Here is a 25785-nt window from a genome sequence, read left to right on the forward strand (position 1 = left end):
GATTTCGCGTCCTGTTGCACCGTTCGGGCGCCGCGGGACGTAAGGGCCGATGAGGAAAGCCGGCGAGGAGGCCGCGTGTCCGTGAGCATGATCACCCTGACCTATCGCATCGAGACGACCGGCAGCGTCGAGGCGCTGGCGGAAAAGATCGCGAGCGACCAGTCGACCGGCACCTTCGTTCCCGTGCCCGGCGAGACCGAGGCGCTGAAGGCGCGCGTGGCCGCCCGCGTGCTCTCCGTGCGCCGGCTGCCGGATGCCGCGCACGCCAGCTGGCCGGAAGCGGCCGAGGGTCTCCCCATTCATCGTGGCGAGGCGGAGATCGCCTTTCCGCTCGATGCCGTCGGCACCGATCTCGCCGCGCTGATGACCATTGCCATCGGTGGTGCCTTCTCGATCAAGGGGCTGACCGGCCTGAGGGTGGTGGACATGGCGCTTCCCGCCGCCTTTGCCGGCGCCCATCCCGGCCCGCAATTCGGCATCGACGGCAGCCGGCGGCTGACGGGCGTATATGACCGACCGATCATCGGCACCATCGTCAAGCCGGCGCTTGGCCTCAGGCCTGACGAGACGGCGGCGCTGGTGGGCGAGCTGATCGCCTCGGGCGTCGACTTCATCAAGGATGACGAGAAGCTGATGAGCCCGGCCTATTCGCCGCTCGCCGCCCGCGTGGCCGCCATCATGCCCAAAGTCAGGGACCACGAACAGAAGACCGGCAAGAAGGTGATGATCGCCTTCGGCATTACCCATGCCGACCCGGACGAGATGATGCGCAATCATGACCTCGTGCTTGAGGCCGGCGGCAATTGCGCGGTGGTCAACATCAATTCCATCGGCTTCGGCGGCATGAGCTTCCTGCGCAAGCGCTCCGGCCTGGTGCTGCATGCCCATCGCAACGGCTGGGACATGCTGACACGCCATCCCGGCATCGGCCTGGATTTCCGCGTCTACCAGCAGTTCTGGCGCCTGCTCGGCGTCGACCAGTTCCAGATCAACGGCATTGGCGTGAAATATTGGGAGCCGGACGACAGCTTCGTGCGCTCCTTCGAGGCGCTCTCGCAGCCGCTTTTCTCTGAAGCCGACCGGCCCCTGCCGGTGGCGGGCTCTGGCCAATGGGGCGGGCAGGCGCCCGAGACCTACCGGCGCACCGGCCGCACCACCGATCTTCTCTATCTCTGCGGCGGCGGCATCGTCAGCCACCCCCAGGGGCCGGCAGCCGGCGTGCGCGCCGTGCGCCAGGCCTGGGAAGCGGCAGTGGCCGATATCCCGCTGGAAGGCTACGCGCTCGACCATCCCGAGCTTGCGGCCTCGATCGCCAAGTTCGGCGGCGGAAAGGGAGACTGAGCGTCATGGCCGATCTGCTGCTCAGCTATTATGGCGATGATTTCACCGGCTCCACCGATGTGATGGAGGCGCTGGCCGCCCATGGCGTGCCCACCGTCTGCTTTCTCGGCATTCCCACTCCTGAACTGCGCGCCCGCTTTTCCGATTGCCGCGCCATCGGCATTGCCGGCACCAGCCGCAGCCAGACGCCGGACTGGATGGCGGCGGAGCTGCCGCCCGTCTTTTCCTGGCTGAAGGATCAGGGCGCAGCCCTCACCCATTACAAGCTCTGCTCCACCTTCGATTCCGCGCCCGCCACGGGCAATATCGGCCGGGCGATCGAGATCGGCCGGCAGGTCTTCGCCCAGGCGCTGGTGCCCGTGGTCGTCGGCGCGCCGGAGCTGAAGCGCTACACCGCCTTCGGCCATCTCTTCGCCGCCTATCAGGGCCGCACGTACCGCATCGACCGCCACCCGGTCATGGCGCGCCACCCCGTCACCCCGATGGACGAGTCGGACCTCACCCTTCATCTCGCCCGCCAGACCGCGCTGCCCATCGGCCTCGTGGATCTGCCCATGCTGGCGGGCGATGGGGCGGGCGCGATCGCGCAGGCGCGCGACGAGGGCAAGGCCATTCTCTTTCTCGATGTGGATGGTGCGGAAAGCCAGGCGGCGGCCGGCCGGGCGCTCTGGCAGGGGCGCGATGCCGCCCCTTTCCTCGCCGGGTCCTCGGGCGTGGAATATGCGCTGCTGCGCGCCTGGCGGGCGGAGGGCCTTGCCGGCGAGCGCATCGCCTTCGATCCGCCGGGCGCGGTGGAGCGGCTCGCCGTCGTCTCCGGCAGCGTCTCGCCCACCACCGAACGGCAGATCCGCGCGGCCCTCGACGATGGCTTCGAGGGCATCGCGATCGATCCCCTGGCGCTGACGGAGGGCGACGGGGCGTCCGCCATCGAGACGGCGGTGACGCAGGGCCTAGCCGGGCTGAAGGCCGGGCGCAGCGTCATTCTCTATACCGCGCTCGGCCCCTCGGCCGACCGCGGCGGCGAGATCGACCGCGTAGCGGACGCCCGCCACCGGCTGGGCGCGCGGCTCGGCACCATCCTGCGCCGGCTGGTGGAGGCGGAGGGGCTGACCCGCGCCGTCATCGCCGGCGGCGATACTTCGAGCCATGCGCTGAAGGAGCTGCGGATCGACGCTTTGACCACGCGCCTGCCGCTGCCGCAGACGCCCGGCTCGCCGCTCTGCACCGGCCACGGCGCGCACGCCCCGACCAACGGGCTGGAGATCGCGCTCAAGGGCGGGCAGGTCGGCGCCGATGATTATTTTTCCCAGATCCGCGCCGGACGCGCGGGCTGACATCCGTTTCGCAATTTTGATCCTGAGGAGGACACAATGACCAGCATCGCCCTGTTCGGCGCCGGCGGCAAGATGGGCTATCGCCTTGCCAAGAACCTGAAAGGCGCGCGCTTCGATGTGCGCCATGTCGAGGTCAGCGAGGCCGGCAAGACCCGGCTGAAGACCGATCTCGGTCTCGACTGCCTGGACCAGGCGCAGGCGCTCGACGGCGCCGAGGTGGTGATCCTCGCCGTGCCGGATACGGCGATCGGCAAGGTGGCCGCCGGCATCGTCGATCAGCTGAAGCCCGGCACTATGGTCATCGCGCTCGATGCCGCCGCCCCCTTTGCCGGCCACCTGCCCGCGCGCGCCGACCTCACCTATTTCGTCACCCATCCCTGCCACCCGCCGATCTTCAACGACGAAACGGAGATGCAGGCCAAGAAGGATCATTTCGGCGGCCTCTTCGCCAAGCAGCACATAGTCTCCGCGCTGATGCAGGGCCCGGAAGAAGCCTATGCGTTGGGCGAGGAGATCGCCCGCACGATCTGGGCGCCGGTCATGCGCTCGCACCGCGTGACGGTGGAGCAGATGGCGCTCCTGGAGCCCGGCCTGTCGGAAACCGTCTGCGCCTCGCTGCTCGTCGTCATGCGCCAGGCCATGGACGAATGCGTGGCCCGCGGCGTGCCGGCCGAGGCCGCGCGCGACTTCCTGCTCGGCCATATGAACGTGCTCGGCGCGGTCATCTTCAAGGAGGTGGACGGTGTCTTCTCCGATGCCTGCAACAAGGCCATCGAATTCGGCATTCCCGCGCTGATGCGCGACGACTGGAAAAAGGTGTTCGAGCCGCAGGAAATCGCCGAGAGCATCCGCCGGATTACGTGACGGATGGGGGGCTGAGGGTACGCCCGGACGTGACGGCCATGAAGGCTGCTGCAGGTAGGACCGGAGGTGGATGCTCGGGTCAAGCCCGAGCATGACGGGAGAGCGGGGCGGACGGGGGTGCCACAAGCGAGGTCGCCGGCTTCCGCAGTGCCTCGATGACGGATGTTGCGACGCGATAGCAGGTCTCCTGCCTCGCTCGCCATCTCCGCAACGGCACCCCCACCTGCGACGTCATGTCAGGGCTTGACCCGAGGATCCACAGGGGGTGCAGCGGTGGCGGGAGCGATCTCATCCCCCGCGAGCCAACCGGCACGCGCCACAAGCGCGTCCGCCCGACAAGAAACACGGCGGGCCCTTGCGCCCGAGGGAAGGAGGAGCCCATCATGACGACACTCAGAGGCGCGCTGATCGGCTGCGGTTTTTTCGCGGTCAACCAGATGCATGGCTGGGCCGGGATCGATGGGGTGGAGATCGTCGCGCTGTGCGACCGGGATCCGGGGCGGCTGGCCGAAATGGGAGAGCGCTTCGGCGTCGCCCGCCGTCATGCGGATGCGGAAAGCCTGTTTGCCGAAGGCGGTTTCGATTTCGTCGACATCGCCACCACCGTGGCCAGCCATCGGGCGCTGGTGGAGATGGCCGCCGCCCATGGCATCGCCGCCATCTGCCAGAAGCCCTTCGCCCGCACCCTCGCCGATGGCAAGGCCATGGTGGCGGCGATGGAGACGGCCGGCGTGCCCCTGATGGTGCATGAGAACTTCCGCTGGCAGACGCCGATCCGCGCGGTGAAGGCGGCGCTCGATGCCGGCGCCATCGGAACGCCCTTCTGGGGCCGCTTCTCGTTCCGCTCCGCCTTCGACGTGTTTTCCGGCCAGCCCTATCTGGCCGAGGGCGAGCGCTTCATTCTGGAGGATCTGGGCATCCATACGCTGGACATCGCCCGTTTCGTTCTGGGCGACGTCGAGAGCCTGACGGCGCGCACCAAGCGGGTCAACCCGGCGATCCGGGGAGAGGATGTCGCCACCGTGCTTCTGGATCACAAGAGCGGTGCGACCTCGGTGGTGGATGTCAGCTATGCCAGCCGACTCTCGCAGGAGCTCTTCCCGCAGACGCTGGTGGAGCTCGACGGGTCGGAAGGCACGCTGCGTCTCAAAGCCGATTACCGCATGGAGGTGACCGGCCGCGATGGCACCACGACGACCGAGGTCGCGCCCGCCCTCCTGCCCTGGGCCTCCCGCCCCTGGCACAATATTCAGGAAAGCGTGGCCGCGCTGCAGACCCACTGGCGCGACGTGCTGCGCAAAGGCCTGACGCCGGAAACCTCGGGGGCAGACAATATGAAAACGCTGGCGCTGGTGGAAGCGAGCTATCAGAGCGCCTTGAACCGCCAGACCCTGCGCCCGGACGCGCTCATCGCATGACCGGCGATCCCTTCCCGCTCTTCGGCACGCGTGAGACCGAGACCCCGCCGCTGCGCCTTGCCGCCGGACGGCTGACGGCGGACCTGTCCGACGGCAATCTTCGCGCCATCCGCTATGATGGCGTCGAGGTGCTGCGCGCCCTCGCCTATCTGGTGCGCGACCGCGACTGGGGCACCATTGCGCCGCACATCTCCGACCTCTCCATCGACCAGCAGGCCGACCGGTTTGCCGTAACCTACACCGCGCACTGCGACGGGCACGAGGGCGAGCGGCTGGCAGTGACGGTGTCGATCGAGGGGCGCGAGGACGAGCTGGTCTTCGCCGCCACGGCGCTCTCCCCCACAGGCTTCACCACCAATCGCTGCGGCTTCTGCGTGCTGCATCCGATCCTCGGGCTGGCCGGCGCGCCGGCGCGGGTCGAGCATGTCGACGGGCGGCTGGTAGAGACCCGCTTTCCCGAGCTGATCGACCCCTGGCAACCCTTCAAGGACATGCGCGCCATCGCCCATTGGCCCATGGCTGACGTGGAGGCCCTATGCCGCATGGAAGGCGACACGTTCGAGATGGAGGACCAGCGCAACTGGTCGGATGCCTCCTACAAGACCTATGTGCGTCCGCTCGCTTTGCCCTGGCCCTATCGCATCCCCGCCGATGAACCGCAGGCGCAGCGCGTGTCGCTTCGCATCACCGACCGGCGCGCGGCAAGGCCGGCGCTCAAGGGCGAAGCCGTCGCCGCCGATCCGGTCGCATTGTCCTTCGGCGATGAAAGCGGCCGGCTGCCCGCCATCGGCCTGTGGATCTCCGCCGAGGAGGCGAAGGCGAGCCTTTCCGAGGCCCGGCGGCTGGCGGCGCTCGCACCCCAAGAGCTGATCTTCTCCCTCGATCCCGGCGCCGGGCACGGACAGGATGCGCTTGCCGATTTCGCAGCGCTCGCCGCCCGGCACAAGGGCCGCAGCACGCTGGAGCTGGCCCTGCCCTGCCGGCGGCCGCCGGCAGAAGAGCTGACCGACATCGCCGGCTGGATGAAGGCGGCAGGCTTCGCGCCGCAAGCCATTTTGGTCTCGCCCGCCGTCGACCGGCAGTCCACCCCGCCCGGCAGCGCCTGGCCGGACTGCCCACCGCTGGAGACGGTCTATGCCGCGGCGCGCGCGGCCTTTCCGGGCATCCGGCTCGGCGGCGGCATGCTCTCTTATTTCACCGAGCTGAACCGCAAGCGCGTGCCGGCAGACGATCTCGACTTTATCAGCCATTGCACCTGCCCGATCGTCCACGCCGCCGACGATCTCAGCGTGATGCAGACGCTGGAGGCGCTGCCCTTCATCACCCGGTCCGTGCGGGCGATCTATGGCGAGAAGCCCTATCGCATCGGCCCCTCCATGCTCGCCATGCGGCAGAACCCCTATGGCAGCCGCACCATGCCCAATCCGCATTTCACGCGCCTGCCGATGGCCGCGCGCGATCCTCGGCATCATGGAGGCTTCGCCGCCGCCTTCGCGCTGGGCTATGCCGAAAGCGTGCTGCCGGCCGGGCTGGAATGCCTGACGCTGTCGGCCCTGACCGGTCCCTTCGGCCTGATCGCCGGCCCCGGCGAGCCGGTGCGCGAGGGCGATTTGCGGCCGCTGGCCGCACCGATTGCGCAGCTCGCCCGCCTTGCCGGCCGGCCTTGGCGTGCCTGCCACAGCGCGGACCCGGCAAGGCTGCGGGCCTTTACGGTGACGGGCGATGGCGGGGAGGCAGACCATCTGCTGCTCGCCAATCTCACAGCCCTGCCGCTCACCGTTTCGCTCGGCCAGCTTGGCATGCCGGCAGGCAAGGACACACACAGCCTATCGCCTTTCGAGGCGGCGGTCGTCACGCTGCGTTAATTTGCATCGTTCATGAAAGGTCGAGGTTAGAAAAGGTAGGCGGGCCAGAAAAGGCCGGTCCCATTTTTGCGGTGCACGCCCTAAATAGAGGCGTGAACCGTCGGGCCTCCGACGTCGTCAGAAGGAAAAATCTCATGCAGCTTGCTATGATGGGTCTCGGTCGGATGGGCGCGAACATGGTGCGCCGCCTCCTGCGGGCCGGCCATGAATGCGTTGTCTACGACATCAACCCCCAGGCCGTGGCGGCGCTGGTGGCGGAAGGCGCCGTGGGCGCGAGCTCGATCGAGGATCTCGTCGGCAAGCTCCAGAAACCGGCCTGCGTCTGGCTGATGCTGCCGGCCGCGCTGACCGATGAGAATGTCGACCACGTCGCCCGGCTGATGGCGCCGGGCGATATCATCATCGACGGCGGCAATTCGCACTACCACGAGGACGTGGACCGCGCCGCGCGGCTGAAGGACAGCGGCATCGCCTATGTCGACGCCGGCACCAGCGGCGGCGTCTGGGGCCTGGAGCGCGGCTACTGCCTGATGATCGGCGGGCCGGACGAGGCGGTGCGCCATCTCGACCCGATCTTCGCCTCGCTGGCGCCCGGCGCCGGCATGCCGGCCGAACTGCCCACCGCCCAGCGCGGCTATCTGCATTGCGGCCCCTCCGGCGCCGGCCATCTGGTCAAGATGGTGCATAACGGCATCGAATACGGCATGATGGCCGCCTATGCCGAGGGGATGAACATCCTCAAGGCCGCCAATTCCGGCCATGCCGCGCGCACGGCCGATGCCGAGACCAGCCCGCTGCCGACGCCGCAATATTACCAGTTCGACATCAATCTGGACGAAGTCGCCGAGGTCTGGCGTCATGGCAGCGTCATCAGCTCCTGGCTGCTCGACCTCACCGCCCAGGCGCTCGCCGCCGATCCCGATCTCTCGGGCTATGGCGGACGCGTGTCGGACTCGGGCGAAGGCCGGTGGACGGTCAAGGCCGCCATCGATACCGGCGTGCCGGCGCCCGTACTGACCTCCGCGCTCTATCAGCGCTTCACCTCCCAGGGCGAATCGCTGTTCGCCGACAAGCTGCTCTCGGCCATGCGCTTCGCCTTCGGCGGGCACCACGAGAAGCCCAAGGCCTGAGGGGCTGCGACGGCGGGCCTTGCCGAAGGCTTTCATCGGCAAGGCCGCAATGGCGCTGGAGCCTCTGCAGTCGGCGTGACCTGTTGCCGTTTGGCAAGCCTTGCTCATAAGTATGATGAAATAGGCAAGTAACCCTTGCCCGCATAGGATGCGCCTTCTAGAGGTCGTGCGCGCACAAGGTCCTGGCCGGGCTGACCCCTGGTCTGAACGTCCCGGTCTTGCGGCGCTTGGAGAAGACGCATCGCGGATCGGACCCATGGTCGTTCTGTCGATCATGGGGGGATAAATTTTGATTACAGCTCTCGCTTACGCGATGATCGTCGTCTTCATGACGGCGATCATGACAAACCGTCTGTCCGCGCTCCTGGCGCTGATCCTGGTGCCGATCGTCTTCGCCGTTCTCGGCGGCTTCGGCGCGGAGATCCCGACCATGGTGGTGGACGGGTTGAAGAAGATCGGCCCGACGGCCGCGCTCCTGCTCTTCGCCATTCTCTATTTCGGCCTGATGATCGATGTCGGCCTGTTCGATCCGCTGGTGCGCCTCGTCGTGCGCGTCTGTCATGGCGACCCCTTGCGGGTGATCGTCGGCTCGACGCTGCTGGCCATGGTCGTCTCGCTGGATGGCGACGGCAGCACCACCTATCTGATCTGCGTCACCGCGATGATGCCGCTGCACCGCCATCTCGGCATCAATCCGCTGATCCTGCCGGCCGTCACCGTCTTCCCCAACAGCATCATCAACGTGGCGCCCTGGGGCGGGCCGACGGCGCGGGTGATGGCGGCGCTGCACCTGGAGCCCTCGCAGGTCTTCGTGCCGCTTCTGCCGTCCATCCTGCTCGCCTGTCTCGGCGCCGTGGGCATCGCCGCTTATCTCGGCCTGTCGGAGCGCCGCCGTCTGGCAGCACTCGGCACCGGCATGCTCGCGCAGAGCGGCGCATCCCCGGCCGAGGCGGTCAACCGTGCGGTCGTGGCGCGCGGGCCGTTCCTGCAGGGCTTCAACCTGGTGCTGACGGCCGCCGTCATGGTGCTGCTGGTGGCCGACCTGCTGCCGCTGGCCGTTGTCTTCATGATCGGCTTCGCCATTGCCATGGCGGTCAACTTCCCGCATGTGCGCGACCAGCGCCCGCGAATCGAGGCCCATGCCGGCAGCGCGCTGTCGGTCGTCGCCGTCATCTTCGCCGCCGGCATCTTCACCGGCATTCTCTCCGGCACAGGCATGACCGATGCGCTGGCGAAGAGCGTGATCTATCTGATCCCGGCCTCTGCCGGCAATATGATCCCGCTGATCACGGCCGTGCTGAGCGGGCCCTTCACCTTCCTGCTGTCCAACGACGCCTTCTATTTCGGCGTTGTCCCGGTGCTGGCGGAAGCCGCCAAGGCCTATGGCATCGCGCCCGAAGTGATCGCCCGCGCCTCGCTGATCGGCCAGCCCATGCATATGCTGAGCCCGCTGGTCCCGGCGCTCTATGTGCTGACCAATCTCTCCGAGGTGGAGACCGGCGCGCTGCAGCGCTTCGCGCTGAAGTGGTCGGTTCTGCTGGCCTTTCTGATGCTGGTCGGCGCGGCTCTGAGCGGTGCGGTTCCGCTCTACTGAAGAGCCCATCAGAGCCAAGACGCGACCCAAAGAGCCGCCTGACACAAGCACATCCAGCGGCTCTTGCCTTTCCTGTCATCCTCGCGTTACAGTGACGCCGTTCTCAGGGCGGGGTGCAATTCCCCACCGGCGGTATCGGGCCTGCTTCACCCGTGTGGCGACTTCGGTCGGCGCGGATGCGGCAGAGCAGTCTGCGGCTCTCTCCACAAGCGGGATGCCAAGGATGCCCGGAGCCCGCGAGCGCTTCCCGTCTCCCGGTTCAACAGCCGGCGGCAGGAAGGTCAGCAGATCCGGTGCGAGGCCGGAGCCGACGGTATAGTCCGGATGGAAGAGAGCAATGCGGAAGACGCTCATGCCGGCTCCGAACGACCGGCCGAGTTCTATGCTTGTTCGCCCAAGGGAGACTCTTGCGCGCGCGAAGGATCGCGTGGCGCCGGACATGCCGCGAAAGCGGCCAACCCTTGAAAGGCCAGAAGACATGACCATTGCCAAAATCGAAGATGCCATCGCCGCGCTCGCCCGTGGCGAGATGATCGTCGTCGTCGACGATCAGGACCGGGAAAACGAGGGTGACATCGTCGCCGCCGCCGACAGCATAACCCCCCAGCAGATTGCCTTCATGATGAACAAGGCGCGCGGCCTCATCTGCGTGTCGATGGAGCGTCAGCGGCTGGAAGCGCTGGATCTGCCGCTGATGGTGCCCGTCAACACCGAATATCTGCAGACCGCCTTCACCGTTTCGGTCGACTATATTCCCGGCACCAGCACCGGCATTTCCGCGGCCGACCGGGCGCTGACCATCCGTGCGCTGGTGGATGAGACGACAAAGCCCGCCGACTTCGCCCGTCCGGGCCATGTCTTCCCGCTGCGCGCCCATCCGGAAGGCGTGCTCGGCCGCCGTGGCCATACGGAAGCCGCCGTCGATCTCTGCCGGCTGGCCGGCCGCGCGCCTTCCGGCGTCATCTGCGAAGTGGCCAAGGACGACGGCACCATGGCCCGCCTGCCCGACCTCGAAATCTTCGCACGGGAGAACGGTCTGGTGCTGGTGACGATCGAGGATCTGGTCGCCTATCGCCAGGGCGATGCCGCCCCCGCGCTGCGCTCGGTCGCCTGACCGCAGCGCCATAACCACCCAAACGCAATGACCAGAGGAACGACGGGCCGGCTCTCGGTCCGTCATTTCCGGATCTCTGTTCCTGTCCGGTGAAAATCGGCTTCCGCCTGAAGCATTGCAGCGAAGACGGCGTCCCTTTTCGGACCCTGTCTCAAGCCCTGCGGCCACCCGCTTGCGCACAAGCGGGCCGGAACGCGCCAAGCGCGCCCGACCCGCTGTCGCATGCGGCCGCAAACAGTCTCCGTGCGGGCGGAGAGACGTTTGCAGGAAGGCTTGCTGATGCTCCCGCCGCGCTGCCGGGGTCGTGTCGGCGGCGTCCGGCCGCGAGACGGGAACGAGGAAAGCCTAAGCCCGCCTGCGCTGCACTGCAAATGAAACATCGGTAATCTTCCAGATACCCTTGCGCCGCCAGCCCTGTCCGTCCCCGGCCGTGGCAAACCGACCTTGCCCGAACAGGCGCCGGTCTTCCGATTCCGTCCCCGTGCCTTATCTTGTCTTGCGAAGCCCGCGGCTGACCTGTGTGTTCCACGCGACGGGACAAGGCCGCGCGGCGGGAGCGCCGGACCGTCAAGCATAAGCGGGCCGATACTCCCCGTCTTTGTTGTCAGAATGGCGGTTTCCGAAACCGGCTCGCGCCTTTCGGTCCGATATGATCAAGCAGGAAGGAATACCCATGCCGACACCGCATGATTCCCCATCGAGCACGGCTCTGCCGCCCACCATGCGCCATGTCGGCCTGACCGCACCGGGCGGGCCGGAAAATCTGGTGATCGCCGAGGGGCCGCTGCCGGTTCCGGGGCCCGAGGATCTGCTGATCCGGGTCGAGGCCGCCGGCGTCAACCGGCCGGATGTGATGCAGCGCAAGGGCCTTTATCCGCCGCCGCCGGGCGCCAGCCCGATCCTCGGCCTGGAGGTGGCCGGCGAGATCGTGGCGATGGGCGCGGCGGTGGAAGGCTTCGCGCTTGGCGAGCGGGTGGCGGCCCTCGCCAATGGTGGCGGCTATGCGCAATATTGTGCCGTTCCGGCCGGCCAGGCACTGCCCATCCCCGCCGGCATGGATGCGGCCACCGCCGCCGCCCTGCCGGAAACTTTCTTCACCGTCTGGGCCAATGTGTTTCAGATGGCCGATCTGGTGGAGGGCGAGACCTTCCTGGTGCATGGCGGAACGAGCGGCATCGGCACCACCGCGATCCAGCTGGCCAATGCCTTCGGCGCCCAGGTCTATGCCACGGCCGGCTCCGCCGCCAAATGCGAGGCCTGCCTCGGGCTCGGCGCCAAGCGCGCCATCAACTATCGCGAGGAGGATTTCCAGGCGGTGATCGCTGCGGAAACGCAGGGGCGCGGGGTCGACGTGATCCTCGACATGATCGGCGCCAGCTATTTCGAGCGCAACATCGCCTCGCTCGCCAAGGACGGGCGGCTGGCGATCATCGCGCTGATGGGCGGGGCGACGGCGGAGAAGGTGTCGCTCGCCCCGATCATGATGAACCGTCTGCGCGTGATGGGCTCCACCCTGCGCCCGCGCACCGCCACGGAAAAGCAGGCGATCCGCGACGACCTCATCGACAATGTCTGGCCGCTCGTGGAGGCCGGCGAGGTCGCGCCCGTGCTCCACGCCGTCCTGCCCTTCGAGGAGGTGGCGCAAGCGCACCGGCTGATGGAGGCCGGCGATCACATCGGCAAGATCGTGCTGACGCTGTGAGCGCTCTCCGCGCCTGGCTTGCCGGAAGCTGGCAGGCACGCTCGGAAAAAAACGGCGACCGCACGAAATCTCTTGTAATTCGCCGGCAAAGAGCTACCTTTATCTTGTCGTCAACGTAGAGAAAGGAAGGTGATCCTGATGTCGAGTGAGATTTCGGTCTTTGGTTCGGGCATGGGGAGTGTGGTGAAGGAAGCGAGGCAGCCCTCGTTTTAAGCCCGCCTTCTGCAAGTTCCTCAGCGCCTTTGCGCGTTGAACTTGACCCGAAGCGAACCAAAACTCATGGAAGGGGTCGCCACGCGGCCCCTTTTCCATTTTTACTGTTTCTTTACTTATAATCGTTGCGAGCTTGCAGCGTCCGGGCTTGTGCATCATCAGATGCGGTTGAACCGAAATCCCGTCGACGGCTTCCCAATGTCTGGCGCTTCCTGGCAGATGCGCAGAGTCCCCGTCTCGTCATGCTCAGGCTTGTCCCGAGCATCTGCAAACGCATGATATCTCGGCGACTCATTGACCATGGCAGATCCTTGGGACGGGCCCGAGGACGACGTCACGCGTGACGATCATCTCTGCCCGCAATCTCAAAACTCGGATGTGCTCCTCAGTGTTTCGTACGACACGAAGCGCAATAAGGTCATGCTTCAAATAAAAAGGCTTGAGACGCGCAAAGCCGGAAAGCAGGCCGCCCGCTTTCCGGCCGATCACGAAATTTCACCAAAACGTGTATAAGCTTCTGCTTTTCGTGTGCATCTCATTATTGACTCAAAAACTCATGTTTCTGATAAGCGGGACATCGGATGCCGATCCGTAAGCAACGAACCCGAGACGGAGACACCCCATGACCTCTTCCCTTCGCCTGTCGCTTCTGGCGCTTGCCGGCCTGATTGCCGCCGCTCCGGCGCATGCCGACGATCTGACCGTCTATTCTGGCCGTGGCGAGGCCTTCATGGCGCCGATCCTGAAGGTGTTCGAGGAGCAGACCGGCATCAAGACCAAGGCGCGCTATGGCACGACGGCGGAGCTGGCAGCGCTTCTGCGCGAGGAAGGCGCCAAGAGCCCGGCCGATGTCTTCATCGCCCAGGATGCCGGCGCGCTCGGCGCCACGGCCGATCTGATGGAGCCGCTGCCGGCGGGGCTGTTCGAGGGCCAGATGGCCGCCTATCGCGGCGGCAATGACAGCTGGATCGGCACCTCGGGCCGCGCCCGCACGCTGGTCTATTCCAGCGAGCGCGTGGCCGCCGACAAGCTGCCGCAGTCGGTCTACGATCTGGTCAAGCCGGAGTGGAAGGGCAAGGTCGGCTTCGCGCCGAAGAACGCCTCCTTCCAGGCCTTCGTTACCGCCATGCGCGTCAAGGACGGCGAGGACAAGGCCCGCGCTTTCGTCAAGGGTCTGGTGGACAACGGCGCCCGCACCTATGCCAACAATGTCTCCCAGGTGCAGGCCGTTGCCGATGGCGAGGTCGATGTGGCCCTGGTCAACAGCTACTATCTGACCCGTTTCAAGCTGCGCGATGCCAAGTTCCCGGTGTCGCAGACCTTCTTCGCCAAGGGCGACATCGGCAATCTGCTCTTCGTCTCTGGCGCCGGCGTGCTGAAGGCAAGCGACGACAAGAGCGACGCCACCAAGCTGGTCGAGTTCATGCTGTCCCCGGTCGCGCAGCAATATTTCTCCGCCTCGGTTGGCGAATATCCCGTCATCAAGGGCGTGATCGCCAATGACACGCTCGGCCCCGTGGCCAAGCCCGAGGACTTCGCCCCCGATGTCAAGCTCGAAGCGCTGAACGACACCGAGGGCACCAAGAAGCTCCTGACCGAGCTGAACCTGCTCTAAGCCGCCGATGTCCTCGACACGGTCGATCGCGGCGGCGCGCCCGCCGCTTCTTCTGGCGCTTCCGGCCCTTGCGGCCGGGGGCGCCATGCTCGTTCCGCTGGTCTATCTGGTCGTGCGCGCGGCCGAGACGCAGGCCACCGAGCTTGCCTTCCTCGTCTTCCGGCCGGCCACGGCGCAGCTTCTGGCCAATACGCTGTCGCTCGTCGTCTGCGTGCTCGCGCTGTCGACCGCCATCGCCCTGCCGCTGGCGGTGCTGGTCACGCGCTGCCGGCTGCCCTTCCCGTGGCTCTGGCCCGTTCTCTTCACCCTGCCGCTGGCCGTGCCGGGCTATGTCATGGCCTATGCGCTGATCGGCCTATCAGGCTATTACGGACCGCTGAACCAGGTCTTCGGCATGCGCCTGCCGCGGCTGGAAGGGCTTTCCGGCGCCACGCTGGCGCTGTCGCTCTATGTCTATCCCTATCTGTTTCTCAACCTGCGCACGGTGCTGACGACGCTCGATCCGGCGCTGGAGGAAAGCGCGCGCAGCCTCGGGCATTCGGCCGTTTCCACCTTTCTGCGCGTAGTGCTGCCGCAGCTTAAAGCCGCCTTCCTCTCCGGCTGGCTGGTCATCGCCCTCTATACGCTGGGCGATTACGGCGCGATCGCCCTGATGCGCTACGACGTCTTCTCCTCGGCGATCTACAGCCAGTATGCCGGGGCCTTCGAGGTCTATTACGCCGCCTGGCTGGCGCTGATGCTGATCGCGCTGGCGGGCCTGTTCCTGGCGGCGGAAGCACGCGCGGCGCGGCGCCTGCATCTGGCGCGCACCGGCACCGGCACCGCGCGGGTCCTGCCGCGCGCGCCCCTCGGCCGCATGGCCCTGCCGGCGGCGCTGTTCATCGCGCTGGTGGTCTCAGCCTCCCTCGGCCTCCCCGTTTCCGTCATCCTGTTCTGGCTCAGCCGCGCGCCGGAAGCGATCGACTGGCCGGCGGTGGCGGCGACCGCGCTGCAGACGGTGACGATCGCCGGGCCAGTGGCGCTGCTGGCCATGGCGGCCGCCCTGCCGGTGGCGCTGGTCACCACCCGCTTTCCCGGCCGCGCCGCCTTTCTGGCCGAGCGCATGGTCTATCTCGGCTATGCCGTGCCGGCGCTGCCCTTCGCGCTGGCCATGGTGTTCTTCTCGCTCGCCGTCATCCCCTTCTTTTACCAGAGCATGACGCTGCTGATCGCCACGCTGACCTTGCATTTCCTGGCGCTGGCGCTCGGGCCGGTGCGCAGCCGGCTGTTGCAGCTCGGCCCCCGGACGGAGGAGGCGGCGCGTTCGCTCGGCCATGGCGCCTTCGCCGCCTTTCGCCGCGTCACCCTGCCGCAGCTCATGCGCGCGCTCGTAGCCGGCGGGCTCCTGGTCTTCATGGTGGTGGCCAAGGAGCTCCCGATCACGCTCCTGCTCTCGCCCACCGGAACGCAGACGCTGGCCATGACCGTCTTTGCCCGCAGCAGCGAGGGCGCGCTGGTGGATGCCGCGCCCTATGCCGGGCTGATGATCCTGTTTTCAAGCCTGTTCGTCGGCCTCGTCCTGACCCGGTCCGGCCGTGCGGCCGGCAAAACCTCGTGAGGAAACCGCCATGACGCTGCTGTCGATCGAGACCCTGACCAAACGCTTCGGCGGCGTGGTGGCGCTCGACCGCCTAAGCCTGACGATCACGGCCGGCGAAATCCATGCGCTGATCGGCCCTTCGGGCTGCGGCAAATCCACGGCGCTGCGCCTGATCGCCGGCTTCGAGCAGGCGGAGTCGGGCGCCATCACCATGAACGGCCGGCGCATCGACGGGCTGAAGCCGGAGGCGCGCGATATCGGCATGGTCTTTCAGGACTACGCCCTGTTTCCGCATCTGACGGTAGCGGACAACATCGCCTTCGGCCTGCGCCGGCTGGACAAGTCGGCGCGGGAAGCGGCCGTGCGCGACCATCTGGCGCTGATGCGGCTTCAGGGGCTGGAGGGGCGCCGGCCCGACCAGCTTTCCGGCGGCCAGCAGCAGCGCGTGGCGCTCGCCCGTTCGCTCGCCGCCCGGCCGCGCCTCCTGCTGCTGGACGAGCCCTTTTCCAATCTCGACGCTTCCTTGCGCGAAACCGCGCGGCGCGAGATGCGCGACGTGCTCAGAGCCAGCGGCATGACCGCTTTGTTCGTCACCCATGACCGCGAGGAGGCGCTGTCGCTGTCGGATCGCGTCACCGTGCTGAAAGCCGGGCGGGTGGAGCAGACGGATCGGCCGGATAGGGTCTATCAGCGCCCCGCCAGCGCCTTCGTCGCCGGCTTTCTCGGCCGCACCAATCTGCTTCAGGGCATGGCCGAGGGCGGGCGCGCCCGCACGGTGCTCGGCCCCCTGCCGATCGAACCGGAAGCCCACGGCCCCGTCACCCTCTCGCTGCGTCCGCAGGGGCTGGCGCTGGTGGCGGAGGGCGGGGCGGAGGCGACCGTGACCGACCGGATCTATCGCGGCCAGGAGGTCACCTATCTCCTGCGCGCGGCCGACGGCACGGCGCTGCAGCTCGACACGACTGACGCGCCCGCCACGCCGGCCGTCGCGCCCGGCGCGCGCGTGCAGCTGGAAGCTGTGGCACCGGGCGTGGTGGTGGGATAGGCATCGGAGCGAAAGTGGAGTGTGGTGAAGAAAGCGAGGCAGCCCTCGTTTAAGCCCGCCTTCTGCAAGTTTTTCAGCGTCCCTGCGCGTTGCACCTGACCCGAAGCGAACCAAAACTCATGGAAGGGGTCGCCACGCGGCCACTTTTCCATTTTCACTGGTTTTTTACGTACGATCTTTGCGGGTTGATGGTGCACGTCCCGTTCCGGCTGTGCTTGGTGTTGCGCAAGACCTTGCCCGCCTGCCTGTCTGCAGACCGATGCCATCGTTGTCGTTCCACAGCCTTGAGATCGCCGGCCATCCTATAAGGTACTGTCATCGACATTTGCATGACGTTCCAAGGAGATGAAGCGCGTCGGCGCCAGCGACCGAAGAAAGGCCGTGTCGTGGCTCACGGCGAGAACAGCGCCATCATAGGCGGCCATTGCGGCTTCCAGCGCGGCGATGCCGTCGAGATCGAGGTGGTTGGTCGGCTCGTCCAGGATCAGGAGCTGCGGCTGCGGCACCGCCTGAAGGACACAGGCGAGGCCCGCCCGCAGGCGCTCGCCGCCACTTAGACGCCCGGCAAGCCGCAGGGCGTCGGCCGCGCGGAAGCCGAATCGGGCAAGCGCCGCATGGGCGTCGTGCAGGCCGGCCAGCGGACTGAGCCGCAAGAAATTGTCGCGCAGCGTAAGGTCAGGGTCAAGCAGGCCAGCATGCTGGTCCAACAGGGCGAAGGTCACCGCCACGTCCACCCGGCCGCTTTGCACCTCGCACCGACCAGTGATCAGCCGGAGAAGCGTCGTCTTTCCGCTGCCGTTCGGCCCCGTGAGAACCACGCGTTCCGGGCCGGTCATGGTCAGCGACAGATCACGGATGATCGGCTGGTCGCCAGTATAGCCGCCCGTCAGCCCTTCCAGCCGTAGCACGGTTTTGCCGGGCGCAAGGCCTATTGGCGCGATATCCATGCGCAGCGGCTGCAGCACCTCGACCTTCTCGCGTGCAGCGGCAAGCGTCTCTTCAGCTCCTGCGCGCCGCGCCTCGCGCAACCGCTTGCCCGCCCCGCCCGACGCCTCCGCCCTGTTGCGGGCGGTGTTCATCGCGATTCTAGGCTGGTCGCCGCGGGCGCGCGCCTTGTGCCCGGCGCTGTCCTTGCGCGCCTTGCGCTCGCTCGCCTGCCGCGCCCGCCGATCAGCCTCGCGGCGGGCCTCTTCCGCCTCGGCGAGATCGCGCGCCGCGGCCTCGCGTTCCACATCCTTTCGCTCGCGGAATGCGCTGTAGTTCCCACCGTAGCGGGTCACGCCCAAGGATGTGAGCTCGACGATGGCGTCCATCTCCTCCAGAAGTTCGCGGTCATGGCTGGCGACGATTGCCCCGCCGCGCCAGCCCCTTAGAAGATCAATCACGGCCTTTCTTCCGGCACGGTCGAGATTGTTGGTCGGCTCGTCCAGAAGCAGGATGTCGGGTTCGGCAAAGATCGCTGCGGCCAACGCCGCCCGGCTGCGCTGCCCGCCGGACAGTGCAGCGAGCGGCGTTTCCGGCGGCAGCGAAAGGCCGCACCGTAAGAGCGCGGTCTCGATGCGTGCCGGCAAGGTCCAGTCGGCGACCATTAATTCGTCTGTCCGGGCAAGCCCGGCCCCAGCGCGACCCAGCAGGTCGAGCGCTGGCCGCACGCCGAAGAGATCGGCAAGCGCCTCGCCGGCCTGCGCCATCGCGTCCTGGCGCATTGCAGCAAGCACGCCCGTCACGCGCACTTGGCCGGAAACAGGGGAAACTTCGCCAGAAATCAGCCGCAGCAGCGTGCTTTTGCCGCTTCCGTTGCGACCGACAATGCCGGTGCGCTCAGGGCCGAAAGCCAGCGTCAGATCGGTGAAAAGCGGGGTGTCATCAGGGGTGGACCAGCAAAGGCCGGTCAGGGAAATCGAAGCAGGCATGAAACAGGACATCTCGCAGCGGAAACACGGGAGTGATGGCTGAGATGGTCTGGTTCATAGTGGTCGCACCTTTTTTCAGGGGAACAGCTCCAATATAGGCGTGCGGCACGCGCATCTCAAGTGTGCAGCCGGTTCGGAATTCACGCTGCGCGCGACTTGGCTGAAAAAGCACGGGTACAGGCCTGCCTGTGTCGCCGGCGCGGCTTGCCGGGGCCGCGGCGGGCGGTCATGGTAAGGCGGTTGATGCGCAAGGTAGAGGAGCCCTGCGCTTCGACAGGGCTGCGGTTCCGGCCGCCCTTCGCCATGCTCACGAGAGGACTTCAATCCCATGATCCGCCATTGCGTTTTCATCCGCTATTCCGCCTCCGTCGCTGCGGAGGAAAAGGCCGCGATCCTGGCGGGGATCGAGGGGCTTAAAGCACATGTGGACGGCATGCTGACCGTGCAAAGCGGGCCGAATGTCAGCCCAGAGACCGGGATGGACAAGGGCTATTCCGAAGGCTTCATCATCGATTTTGCCGATGCGGCGGCGCGTGACCGCTATCTGGTCCATCCGCTGCATCAGGCGCTTGGCGCGCGCATCGTCGCGGCGGCGACGGGCGGGGTCGAGGGCGTGTTCGTCTATGATCTCGAGATCGCGGGATGATCGAGGCCCCGCGCGCGCTGCTCACCACGCTGTTTCAGGCGGCCGTTGCGGCGGCCGATCCTTACGATGCGATCCGCCGGCATCTGCCCGCGCGGCCGAAGGGGCGAACGGTGCTGGTGGCAGCCGGCAAGGCCGCGAGCCAGATGGCGGCCGCCTTCGAGCGCGCCTGGGACGGGCCGCTGTCGGGCCTGGCGGTCGCCCGCCATGGTCCCGTGGCCGCCTGCCGCCAGACCCGCATTCTCCAGGCCGCTCATCCCGTGCCCGATCGCTCCGGCCTTCTGGCGGCCGCCGCGCTGATGAACCACGTGCAGGGGCTGACGGAGGACGATCTGGTGGTGGCACTGATTTCGGGCGGCGGCTCCGCCCTGCTGCCCGCCCCGCCGATCGGCTTCACCCTTGCCGACGAGATCGCGCTGAACAAGGCGCTTCTGGCATCCGGCGCGCCGATCTCGGCGATGAACCGGGTGCGAAAGCATTTCTCGCGCATCAAGGGCGGGCGGCTTGCCGCGCTTGCCGCGCCCGCGCGCGTCGTCACCCTGGTGGTTTCCGACGTGCCGGGCGACAATCCCGCCTTCGTCGCCTCCGGCCCCACCGTGCCGGACGAGACCACGGCGCGCGATGCGCTGGATGTGATCGAGGCCTATCGCCTGCCGCTCTCGGCCGCCGTCATCGAGGCGATCCGCATGGCAGAGGCGCCGAAACCCGACGATGCCGCCTTTGCCCGCAACAGGGTGGAGGTGATCGCGTCGGCCCGCGTGTCGCTCTCGGCAGCGGCGCATGCCGCGCGCCGGGCCGGGGTGACGCCGCTGATCCTTTCCGACGCGATCGAGGGCGAGGCGCGCGAAGTCGGCCGGGTGCATGCCGCGCTCGCCCGCGAATTCGCCGAGCAGGGCACCGGCCCGGCCCAGCCGGCCGTTCTTCTCTCCGGCGGAGAGACCACCGTCACCCTCGGCAGCGATGGCGAGGGCCGGGGCGGACGCAACGCCGAATTCCTGCTGGCGGCGGCCATCGATCTCGACCGGGTCGAGCGCATCGTCGCGCTGGCGGCCGACACCGATGGCATCGACGGCTCGGAAACCAATGCCGGCGCCTTCTGCGATGGCGGCACGGCGGGCCGCATCCGTGCAGCCGGTGGCGATCCCTCGGCGCTGCTCTCGCGCCACGATGCATGGTCGGCCTTCTCTCTGTCGCAAGACCTGTTCGTCTCCGGCCCGACCGGCACCAATGTCAATGATTTCAGGGCCTTCCTGATCGGTTGAGCCGGTGTCGGTGGTGGCCGCGGCTTTCCTCCTGTGATCGCCCGGCGGGCTCATCCCAGCAGCGGATCGCGGCTCTTCCAGGCGCGGTAGGGCGCCAGAAGCTGGCCGGGATAGCGCCGCTCCACCTCCTCCTCCACCAGGGCGATGCGCGCCAGCGTTTCGGCCTGTGGGGACCCGTCACCCTCCACGCCGCTGCCCTTTTCGCTCTCGCGCTCCAGCCGGGAAAGGGCGGTGAAAAGCTCATCCTCGGTCATGGGGGAGAGGGCGGCGGCGAAAGCGTCGATCGGCTGGTCGGTCATGCACGCGTGTCCTTGCAAAGGCTGTCTGAAGCGGGGTGCCCGATTCAACCCTCAGGCAGGGCAAAAGGTTCGCTGCGTGATCGTCTCGCCTCAAGGCACATCGGCTGAAAGATACGCTGGGGACGCAAGCTTTGACGGTCGCCGCCATTTTCTGCACGCCGGAACGCCTTTCTCCTTGCCCTCGACGCGCCAATCTTGAAAAAGAACCGCGCGCGGCTGCCGCTCAAGCACGGCCGCGCCCATCCGCCACCCGATGTCCGAACAGCGCTTTCGCCGCCTTCCGCTCTGAGAATTTTGATTTAGCTCATCATTCCCGTTTAAGACCGGGCAGGTCTCACATCCCGATCACGATCCAGGGCAGGATGCCATGCCGCCGCTCCACCGCAAGTCGAAAATCCTGCGCCGGTCGCGCATTCTCTGGGCCTCGCCGGCGCTCTGGCGGCCGCGGCTGGTGTTCTGGTGCGGGGCGCTGGCGATCGGCCTGGTCAGCGTCGCCTTTGCCAAGCTCGCCGATCTCGCCCAGCATCTCTTCGGCCGGATCACCGCCGCGGGGCCGCATGGTGACCTCGTGCCGCTCCTTCTCACGCCGGCAGGCTTCGCGCTCTCGGCCTATCTCGCTTTGCGCTTCTTTCCCAATTCGCAGGGCAGCGGCATTCCCCAGGCCATTGCCGCCCGGCATCTGCACGAGGATCGCGACCGGCAGCGACTCCTGTCGCTGAAGGTCGCCTTCGGCAAGGTGATGCTGACGCTGCTCGGCCTGTTCAGCGGCGCCTCGATCGGGCGCGAGGGGCCGACGGTGCAGGTCGGCGCGTCGATCATGCTGGCGGTCGCCCGCTTTGGTGGCATGGCCCAGGCGCGCGGGCTGATCCTGGCCGGCTCCGCCGCCGGCATCGCCGCCGCCTTCAACACGCCGCTCGCCGGCATCGTCTTCGCCATCGAGGAGATGGGCCGCGCCTACGAGGCGCGCTCAAACGGGCTGGTGCTCACCGCCGTCATTCTCTCCGGCCTCGCCGCGCTGGGGCTTTCGGGCACCTATACCTATTTCGGTCTGGCCTCGATCGGCCCCGCTTCGGCGCGTGAATGGCTGCTGGTGGTGGTCTGCGGCGTCGCCGGCGGCGCGCTCGGCGCAGGCTTCAGCGGTTTCGCCCTGTCGCTCGGCCGGCGCATCCGCCGCTGGATGCAGCCGCTGCCATTGCGGCGCAGCGTGCTGCTGGCGGCCGGCTGCGGCCTGGCCGTGGCGCTGATCGGCCTGGCGTCCGGCGGCGCCACCTTCGGCACCGGCTATGAACAGGCCCGTGGCGCCATCGAGGGCCAAGCGCTTCCGCCCTTCTTCTTCCTGGAAAAGCTGCTGGCGAGCTTCCTGTCGATGATATCGGGCATTCCCGGCGGCATCTTCGCGCCCTCGCTGGCCGTCGGCGCCGGTCTCGGCTCCAGCCTCGGCCTGGCGCTGGGCACCAGCATCACGCTGGCCGCAACGCTCGGCATGGCCGGCTATTTCGCCGGCGTGGTTCAGGCGCCGATGACGGCCTTCGTCATCATCCTGGAAATGACCGGCAATCATGACGGCGTCATCGCCATCATGGGCGCGTCCATGCTCGGCTATCTGACCTCGCGCCTCCTGCAGAGCGAGCCGCTCTATCACGGCCTCTCCCGCAGCTTCCTCGCCGCAGCCATGCGCCAGAGCCGCGCCGAGGAGCAGGAAGCACGGCCGGACACGGCGGAAACGGGCGCGGAAGATCCGCGCCCGGTGAAGAAGAGCGACGCTTGAGACGCGCTACCCGATCCGCTTGAAACAGATCGACGCGTCTCAAGCCTTTTGTTTGCAGCATGCTCCCATCGATCTTCGTTTTCACTCGGATCAGATGATGCGTTAGCGCATCGGATTTGTCCGAAAACCGGTTCCTACTTTTCGGTCCGATGCTTTAGCGCACCGTGACCACCTGACGGATCGTGCCATTACCGAGCGAGATCAGCAGGAAGCTGCGGTCGGCGCGCACCCAGCGCGTGCCGCGCGGCGGGGCCGAAAGGCGGTAACGGCGATAGTCGCGCACATCGGCCAGATGGCGGCGCTCGGCTGGCGACAGGCGATGGCCGCGCTTCCACCCGTGCTTGACGACGACCACCTTCTTTTCAACGCGGTCGAACCGGCGGTGATCCTGCGCGGCGGCCTGGGTCGCGGGCACAAGCGTGCCGGCCAGAAGGACCGACGACAGGGCGGCGATAACGAGCTTTTTCATGGAAACCTCCGTTGTTGACGCCTTACCGATATCGCCCGAAAGATGAATGGAAACTGAAACAAATGTTACAATTTCCTCATGAAATCAGCGTGTTAGAATATTCTATTTCAGTTCCGCTGCAGCTTCCACCGGCAGTTTTCCGGGCGCGCGGCCCCAGCCAGCAGCAGGGAAAGACACGATTTTCAGCTTGACGAACGTCGCCGGACCAATATATTTTAAACTTAAACTATCTGGCCGGAGCGGCGGGCCGCCAGGGATGAGGGCCCCGCTTCACGATCGATCACAAGGAAGGGAAGCATATGCGTATCGTCTGCATCGGCGGGGGGCCTGCCGGCCTGTATTTCGCGCTCCTGATGAAGAAGCTTCATCCTGACCATCATGTCACCGTGGTCGAGCGCAACCGCCCCTATGACACCTTCGGCTGGGGCGTGGTCTTCTCCGACCAGACCATGGCCTCGATGCAGGTCTGGGACCAGGAGAGCGCGGCCGAGATCAAGCAAGCCTTCAACCATTGGGACGATATCGAGGTGCTGTTCAAGGGCACGCGCCAGCGCACCTCGGGCCATGGCTTCGTCGGCATCGGCCGCAAGAAGCTCCTGAACATCCTGCAGGCGCGCTGCGAGGCTCTTGGCGTCGAGCTCACCTTCGAGACCGATGTCGACAGCGACCTCGATTTCCCCGATGCCGACCTCATCATCGCGTCCGACGGTCTGAACTCGAAGATCCGCCGGAAATATGCCGAGATCTTCGAGCCGGATCTGGTGGTGCGGCCGAACCGTTACATCTGGCTCGGCACGAACAAGCTGTTCGATGCCTTCACCTTCGACTTCCGCAAGACGGATCACGGCTGGTTCCAGGCACATATCTACAAGTTCGACGAGAACACCTCGACCTTCATCGTCGAGACCACCGAAACGGCCTATGAGGCCCATGGGCTGGGCCGGATGAGCCAGCAGGAATCGATCGATTTCTGCCAGTCTCTCTTTGCCGAAACGCTCGAAGGCGCCGAGTTGATGACCAATGCGCGCCATCTGGTCGGCTCGGCCTGGCTTAACTTCTCCCGGCTGATCTGCGGCAAATGGAGCCATTTCAATGGCAGGTCGCATGTGGTGCTGATGGGCGATTCTGCCCACACCGCCCATTTCGCCATCGGCTCGGGCACCAAGCTTGCCATTGACGATGCGATCGAGCTGGCCAACCAGTTCAACAAGGCCGGCCATGACAAGGCCAGGATCGCCGAGGTGCTGAAGACCTATGAGGAGATCCGCCGCGTCGATGTCGCCCGCATCCAGAATGCGGCGCGCAACGCCATGGAATGGTTCGAGGTGGTGGGCGACCGCTATGCCGACACGCTGCCGCCCGAACAGTTCATGTATTCCATGCTGACGCGCTCGCAGCGCATCAGCCATGAGAACCTGCGCCTGCGCGACAAGGGCTGGCTCGAGGGCTACGAGCACTGGTTCGCCCGTCAGTCGGGCCTGAAGGTCAGCGAGAACGAACGCTGCCTGCCGCCGATGTTCACGCCCTATACGCTGCGCGGCACGACGCTTGCCAACCGCATCGTCGTCTCGCCCATGGCGATGTATTCGGCCAAGGACGGCCTGTTCGACGATTTCCACATGGTGCATCTTGGCGCACGCGCGCTTGGCGGCGCCGGCCTCGTCTTCGCCGAGATGACCTGCGTTTCGCCGGATGCCCGCATCACGCCCGGCTGCCTAGGGCTGTGGAACGACGCGCAGATGGCGGGTTGGAAGCGCTTCGTCGATTTCGTCCATACCAACAGCGCCGCCAAGGTGGGCATTCAGATCGGCCATGCCGGCCGCAAGGGCTCGACCCGGCGCGCCTGGGAAGGCATCGACCAGCCGCTGGACGAAGGCGGCTGGCCGCTGATCTCCGCCTCCGCCCTGCCCTATCTCAAGCACAGCCCCGTGCCCAAGGCGATGGACCGGGCGGACATGGACCGCGTCAAGGCCGATTTCGTTGCCGCCACGAAGCGGGCGGCAGCGGTGGGAGCCGACTGGCTGGAATTCCACGCCGCCCACGGCTATCTGATCTCCTCCTTCCTCTCGCCCCTCACAAACCGGCGCGAGGACGACTATGGCGGCAGCCACGAGAACCGCGCCCGCTATCCGCTGGAAGTCTTCGCCGCCGTGCGGGCCGCCTGGCCTGATGACAGGCCGATCTCGGTGCGTCTCTCCTGTCATGACTGGGCGGAAGGCGGCAACACGCCGGAGGATGCGGCGATCTTCGCGCAGATGTTCAAGGATGCCGGCGCCGATCTGATCGATTGCTCGTCAGGTCAGGTGTGGAAGGAAGAGAAGCCCGTCTATGGCCGGCTGTTCCAGACGCCCTTCTCCGACAAGATCCGCAACGAGATCGGCATTCCCACCATCGCCGTCGGCGCGATCTCGGAGGCCGACCACGCCAATTCGATCATCGCCGCTGGCCGCGCGGATCTCTGCGCCGTTGCCCGCCCGCATCTGGCCGACCCTGCCTGGGCGCTGCACGAGGCGGCAAGGATCGGGCTGAAGAGCGTGGCCTGGCCGAAGCAGTACATGTCCGGCAAGGGCCAGTACGAGGCCAATCTCGAACGCGCCGGCGCGGCGGCGAAGTGAGG

19 protein-coding genes and 1 riboswitch are annotated in these 25785 nt (G+C 66.8%); of the genes, 16 read left to right on the forward strand and 3 right to left on the reverse strand.

Going from position 1 to position 25785, the window contains the following annotated elements; all coding sequences use genetic code 11:
* Positions 1-87 precede the first annotated feature (87 nt).
* The 12 genes from oiaX (at position 88) to BJF92_RS22560 (ending at position 16814) form a co-directional block, all read left to right on the forward strand.
* A complete protein-coding gene (gene oiaX / locus BJF92_RS22505; protein ID WP_075636964.1) occupies positions 88-1341 on the forward strand; it encodes a 3-oxo-isoapionate-4-phosphate decarboxylase OiaX in 1254 nt (417 codons plus the stop codon).
* A 5-nt stretch (positions 1342-1346) separates the two neighbouring features.
* Positions 1347-2675 (forward strand): four-carbon acid sugar kinase family protein, encoded by a 1329-nt coding sequence (locus BJF92_RS22510; protein ID WP_075636965.1) that lies wholly within the window; start codon positions 1347-1349, stop codon positions 2673-2675.
* 36 nt (positions 2676-2711) lie between these two features.
* Positions 2712-3539 (forward strand): phosphogluconate dehydrogenase C-terminal domain-containing protein, encoded by an 828-nt coding sequence (locus tag BJF92_RS22515; RefSeq protein ID WP_075636966.1) that lies wholly within the window; start codon positions 2712-2714, stop codon positions 3537-3539.
* A 383-nt stretch (positions 3540-3922) separates the two neighbouring features.
* On the forward strand, positions 3923-4957 hold the full coding sequence (locus BJF92_RS22520; RefSeq protein ID WP_075636967.1) for a Gfo/Idh/MocA family protein: 1035 nt from the start codon (positions 3923-3925) through the stop codon (positions 4955-4957).
* On the forward strand, positions 4954-6822 hold the full coding sequence (apnL, locus tag BJF92_RS22525) for a D-apionate lactonase (RefSeq protein ID WP_075636968.1): 1869 nt from the start codon (positions 4954-4956) through the stop codon (positions 6820-6822). Before BJF92_RS22520 ends, apnL begins: the two co-directional genes overlap by 4 nt.
* A 134-nt stretch (positions 6823-6956) precedes the next feature.
* On the forward strand, positions 6957-7952 hold the full coding sequence (gene gnd, locus BJF92_RS22530) for a phosphogluconate dehydrogenase (NAD(+)-dependent, decarboxylating) (protein WP_075636969.1): 996 nt from the start codon (positions 6957-6959) through the stop codon (positions 7950-7952).
* 289 nt (positions 7953-8241) lie between these two features.
* A complete protein-coding gene (locus tag BJF92_RS22535) occupies positions 8242-9546 on the forward strand; it encodes a CitMHS family transporter (RefSeq protein WP_075636970.1) in 1305 nt (434 codons plus the stop codon).
* Positions 9547-9641: 95 nt separating this feature from the next.
* Positions 9642-9886: riboswitch (FMN riboswitch) on the forward strand.
* Between the two features lie 138 nt (positions 9887-10024).
* Positions 10025-10660 (forward strand): 3,4-dihydroxy-2-butanone-4-phosphate synthase, encoded by a 636-nt coding sequence (ribB, locus tag BJF92_RS22540; protein ID WP_075636971.1) that lies wholly within the window; start codon positions 10025-10027, stop codon positions 10658-10660.
* Between the two features lie 673 nt (positions 10661-11333).
* On the forward strand, positions 11334-12362 hold the full coding sequence (locus BJF92_RS22545; protein WP_075636972.1) for an NAD(P)H-quinone oxidoreductase: 1029 nt from the start codon (positions 11334-11336) through the stop codon (positions 12360-12362).
* 835 nt (positions 12363-13197) lie between these two features.
* Positions 13198-14190: an iron ABC transporter substrate-binding protein gene (locus BJF92_RS22550; protein ID WP_075636973.1), complete on the forward strand. Its 993-nt coding sequence runs from the start codon at positions 13198-13200 to the stop codon at positions 14188-14190.
* Between the two features lie 7 nt (positions 14191-14197).
* Positions 14198-15787 carry an ABC transporter permease gene (locus BJF92_RS22555; RefSeq protein WP_075636974.1) on the forward strand — a complete coding sequence of 530 codons (1590 nt, stop codon included), beginning with the start codon at positions 14198-14200 and terminating at the stop codon, positions 15785-15787.
* Positions 15788-15797: 10 nt separating this feature from the next.
* On the forward strand, positions 15798-16814 hold the full coding sequence (locus BJF92_RS22560) for an ABC transporter ATP-binding protein (protein ID WP_075636975.1): 1017 nt from the start codon (positions 15798-15800) through the stop codon (positions 16812-16814).
* 302 nt (positions 16815-17116) lie between these two features.
* On the opposite strand, the gene BJF92_RS22565 is transcribed toward BJF92_RS22560, so the two are convergent.
* The gene (locus BJF92_RS22565; protein WP_075636976.1) at positions 17117-18727 is read right to left on the reverse strand and encodes an ABC-F family ATP-binding cassette domain-containing protein; all 1611 of its coding nucleotides are present in this window, start codon (positions 18725-18727) and stop codon (positions 17117-17119) included.
* 328 nt (positions 18728-19055) lie between these two features.
* Between BJF92_RS22565 and BJF92_RS22570 the strand changes: the two genes are divergently transcribed.
* Together BJF92_RS22570 and BJF92_RS22575 are read left to right on the forward strand one after the other, a co-directional pair.
* Positions 19056-19373 carry a Dabb family protein gene (locus BJF92_RS22570; RefSeq protein WP_075636977.1) on the forward strand — a complete coding sequence of 106 codons (318 nt, stop codon included), beginning with the start codon at positions 19056-19058 and terminating at the stop codon, positions 19371-19373.
* Complete coding sequence (locus BJF92_RS22575) at positions 19370-20632, forward strand: glycerate kinase type-2 family protein (protein ID WP_075636978.1); 1263 nt, start codon at positions 19370-19372, stop codon at positions 20630-20632. The genes BJF92_RS22570 and BJF92_RS22575 overlap by 4 nt, the downstream gene beginning before the upstream one ends.
* A gap of 50 nt (positions 20633-20682) precedes the next feature.
* Here the strand turns inward: BJF92_RS22575 and BJF92_RS22580 are convergent, their stop codons facing one another.
* Positions 20683-20931: a hypothetical protein gene (locus BJF92_RS22580; RefSeq protein WP_075636979.1), complete on the reverse strand. Its 249-nt coding sequence runs from the start codon at positions 20929-20931 to the stop codon at positions 20683-20685.
* A 367-nt stretch (positions 20932-21298) separates the two neighbouring features.
* Between BJF92_RS22580 and BJF92_RS22585 the strand changes: the two genes are divergently transcribed.
* Positions 21299-22699, forward strand: coding sequence for a chloride channel protein (locus BJF92_RS22585; RefSeq protein WP_075636980.1), 1401 nt, complete (start codon positions 21299-21301; stop codon positions 22697-22699).
* Positions 22700-22853: 154 nt separating this feature from the next.
* Here BJF92_RS22585 and BJF92_RS22590 read toward each other — a convergent pair whose 3' ends face one another.
* Positions 22854-23168 (reverse strand): RcnB family protein, encoded by a 315-nt coding sequence (locus tag BJF92_RS22590; protein ID WP_075636981.1) that lies wholly within the window; start codon positions 23166-23168, stop codon positions 22854-22856.
* A gap of 299 nt (positions 23169-23467) precedes the next feature.
* Between BJF92_RS22590 and BJF92_RS22595 the strand changes: the two genes are divergently transcribed.
* Positions 23468-25783, forward strand: coding sequence for a bifunctional salicylyl-CoA 5-hydroxylase/oxidoreductase (locus tag BJF92_RS22595; RefSeq protein ID WP_075636982.1), 2316 nt, complete (start codon positions 23468-23470; stop codon positions 25781-25783).
* The last annotated feature ends 2 nt before the right edge of the window (positions 25784-25785 follow it).

It is taken from the genome of Xaviernesmea rhizosphaerae, assembly GCF_001938945.1.
Taxonomy (GTDB): Bacteria; Pseudomonadota; Alphaproteobacteria; order Rhizobiales; family Rhizobiaceae; genus Xaviernesmea; species Xaviernesmea rhizosphaerae.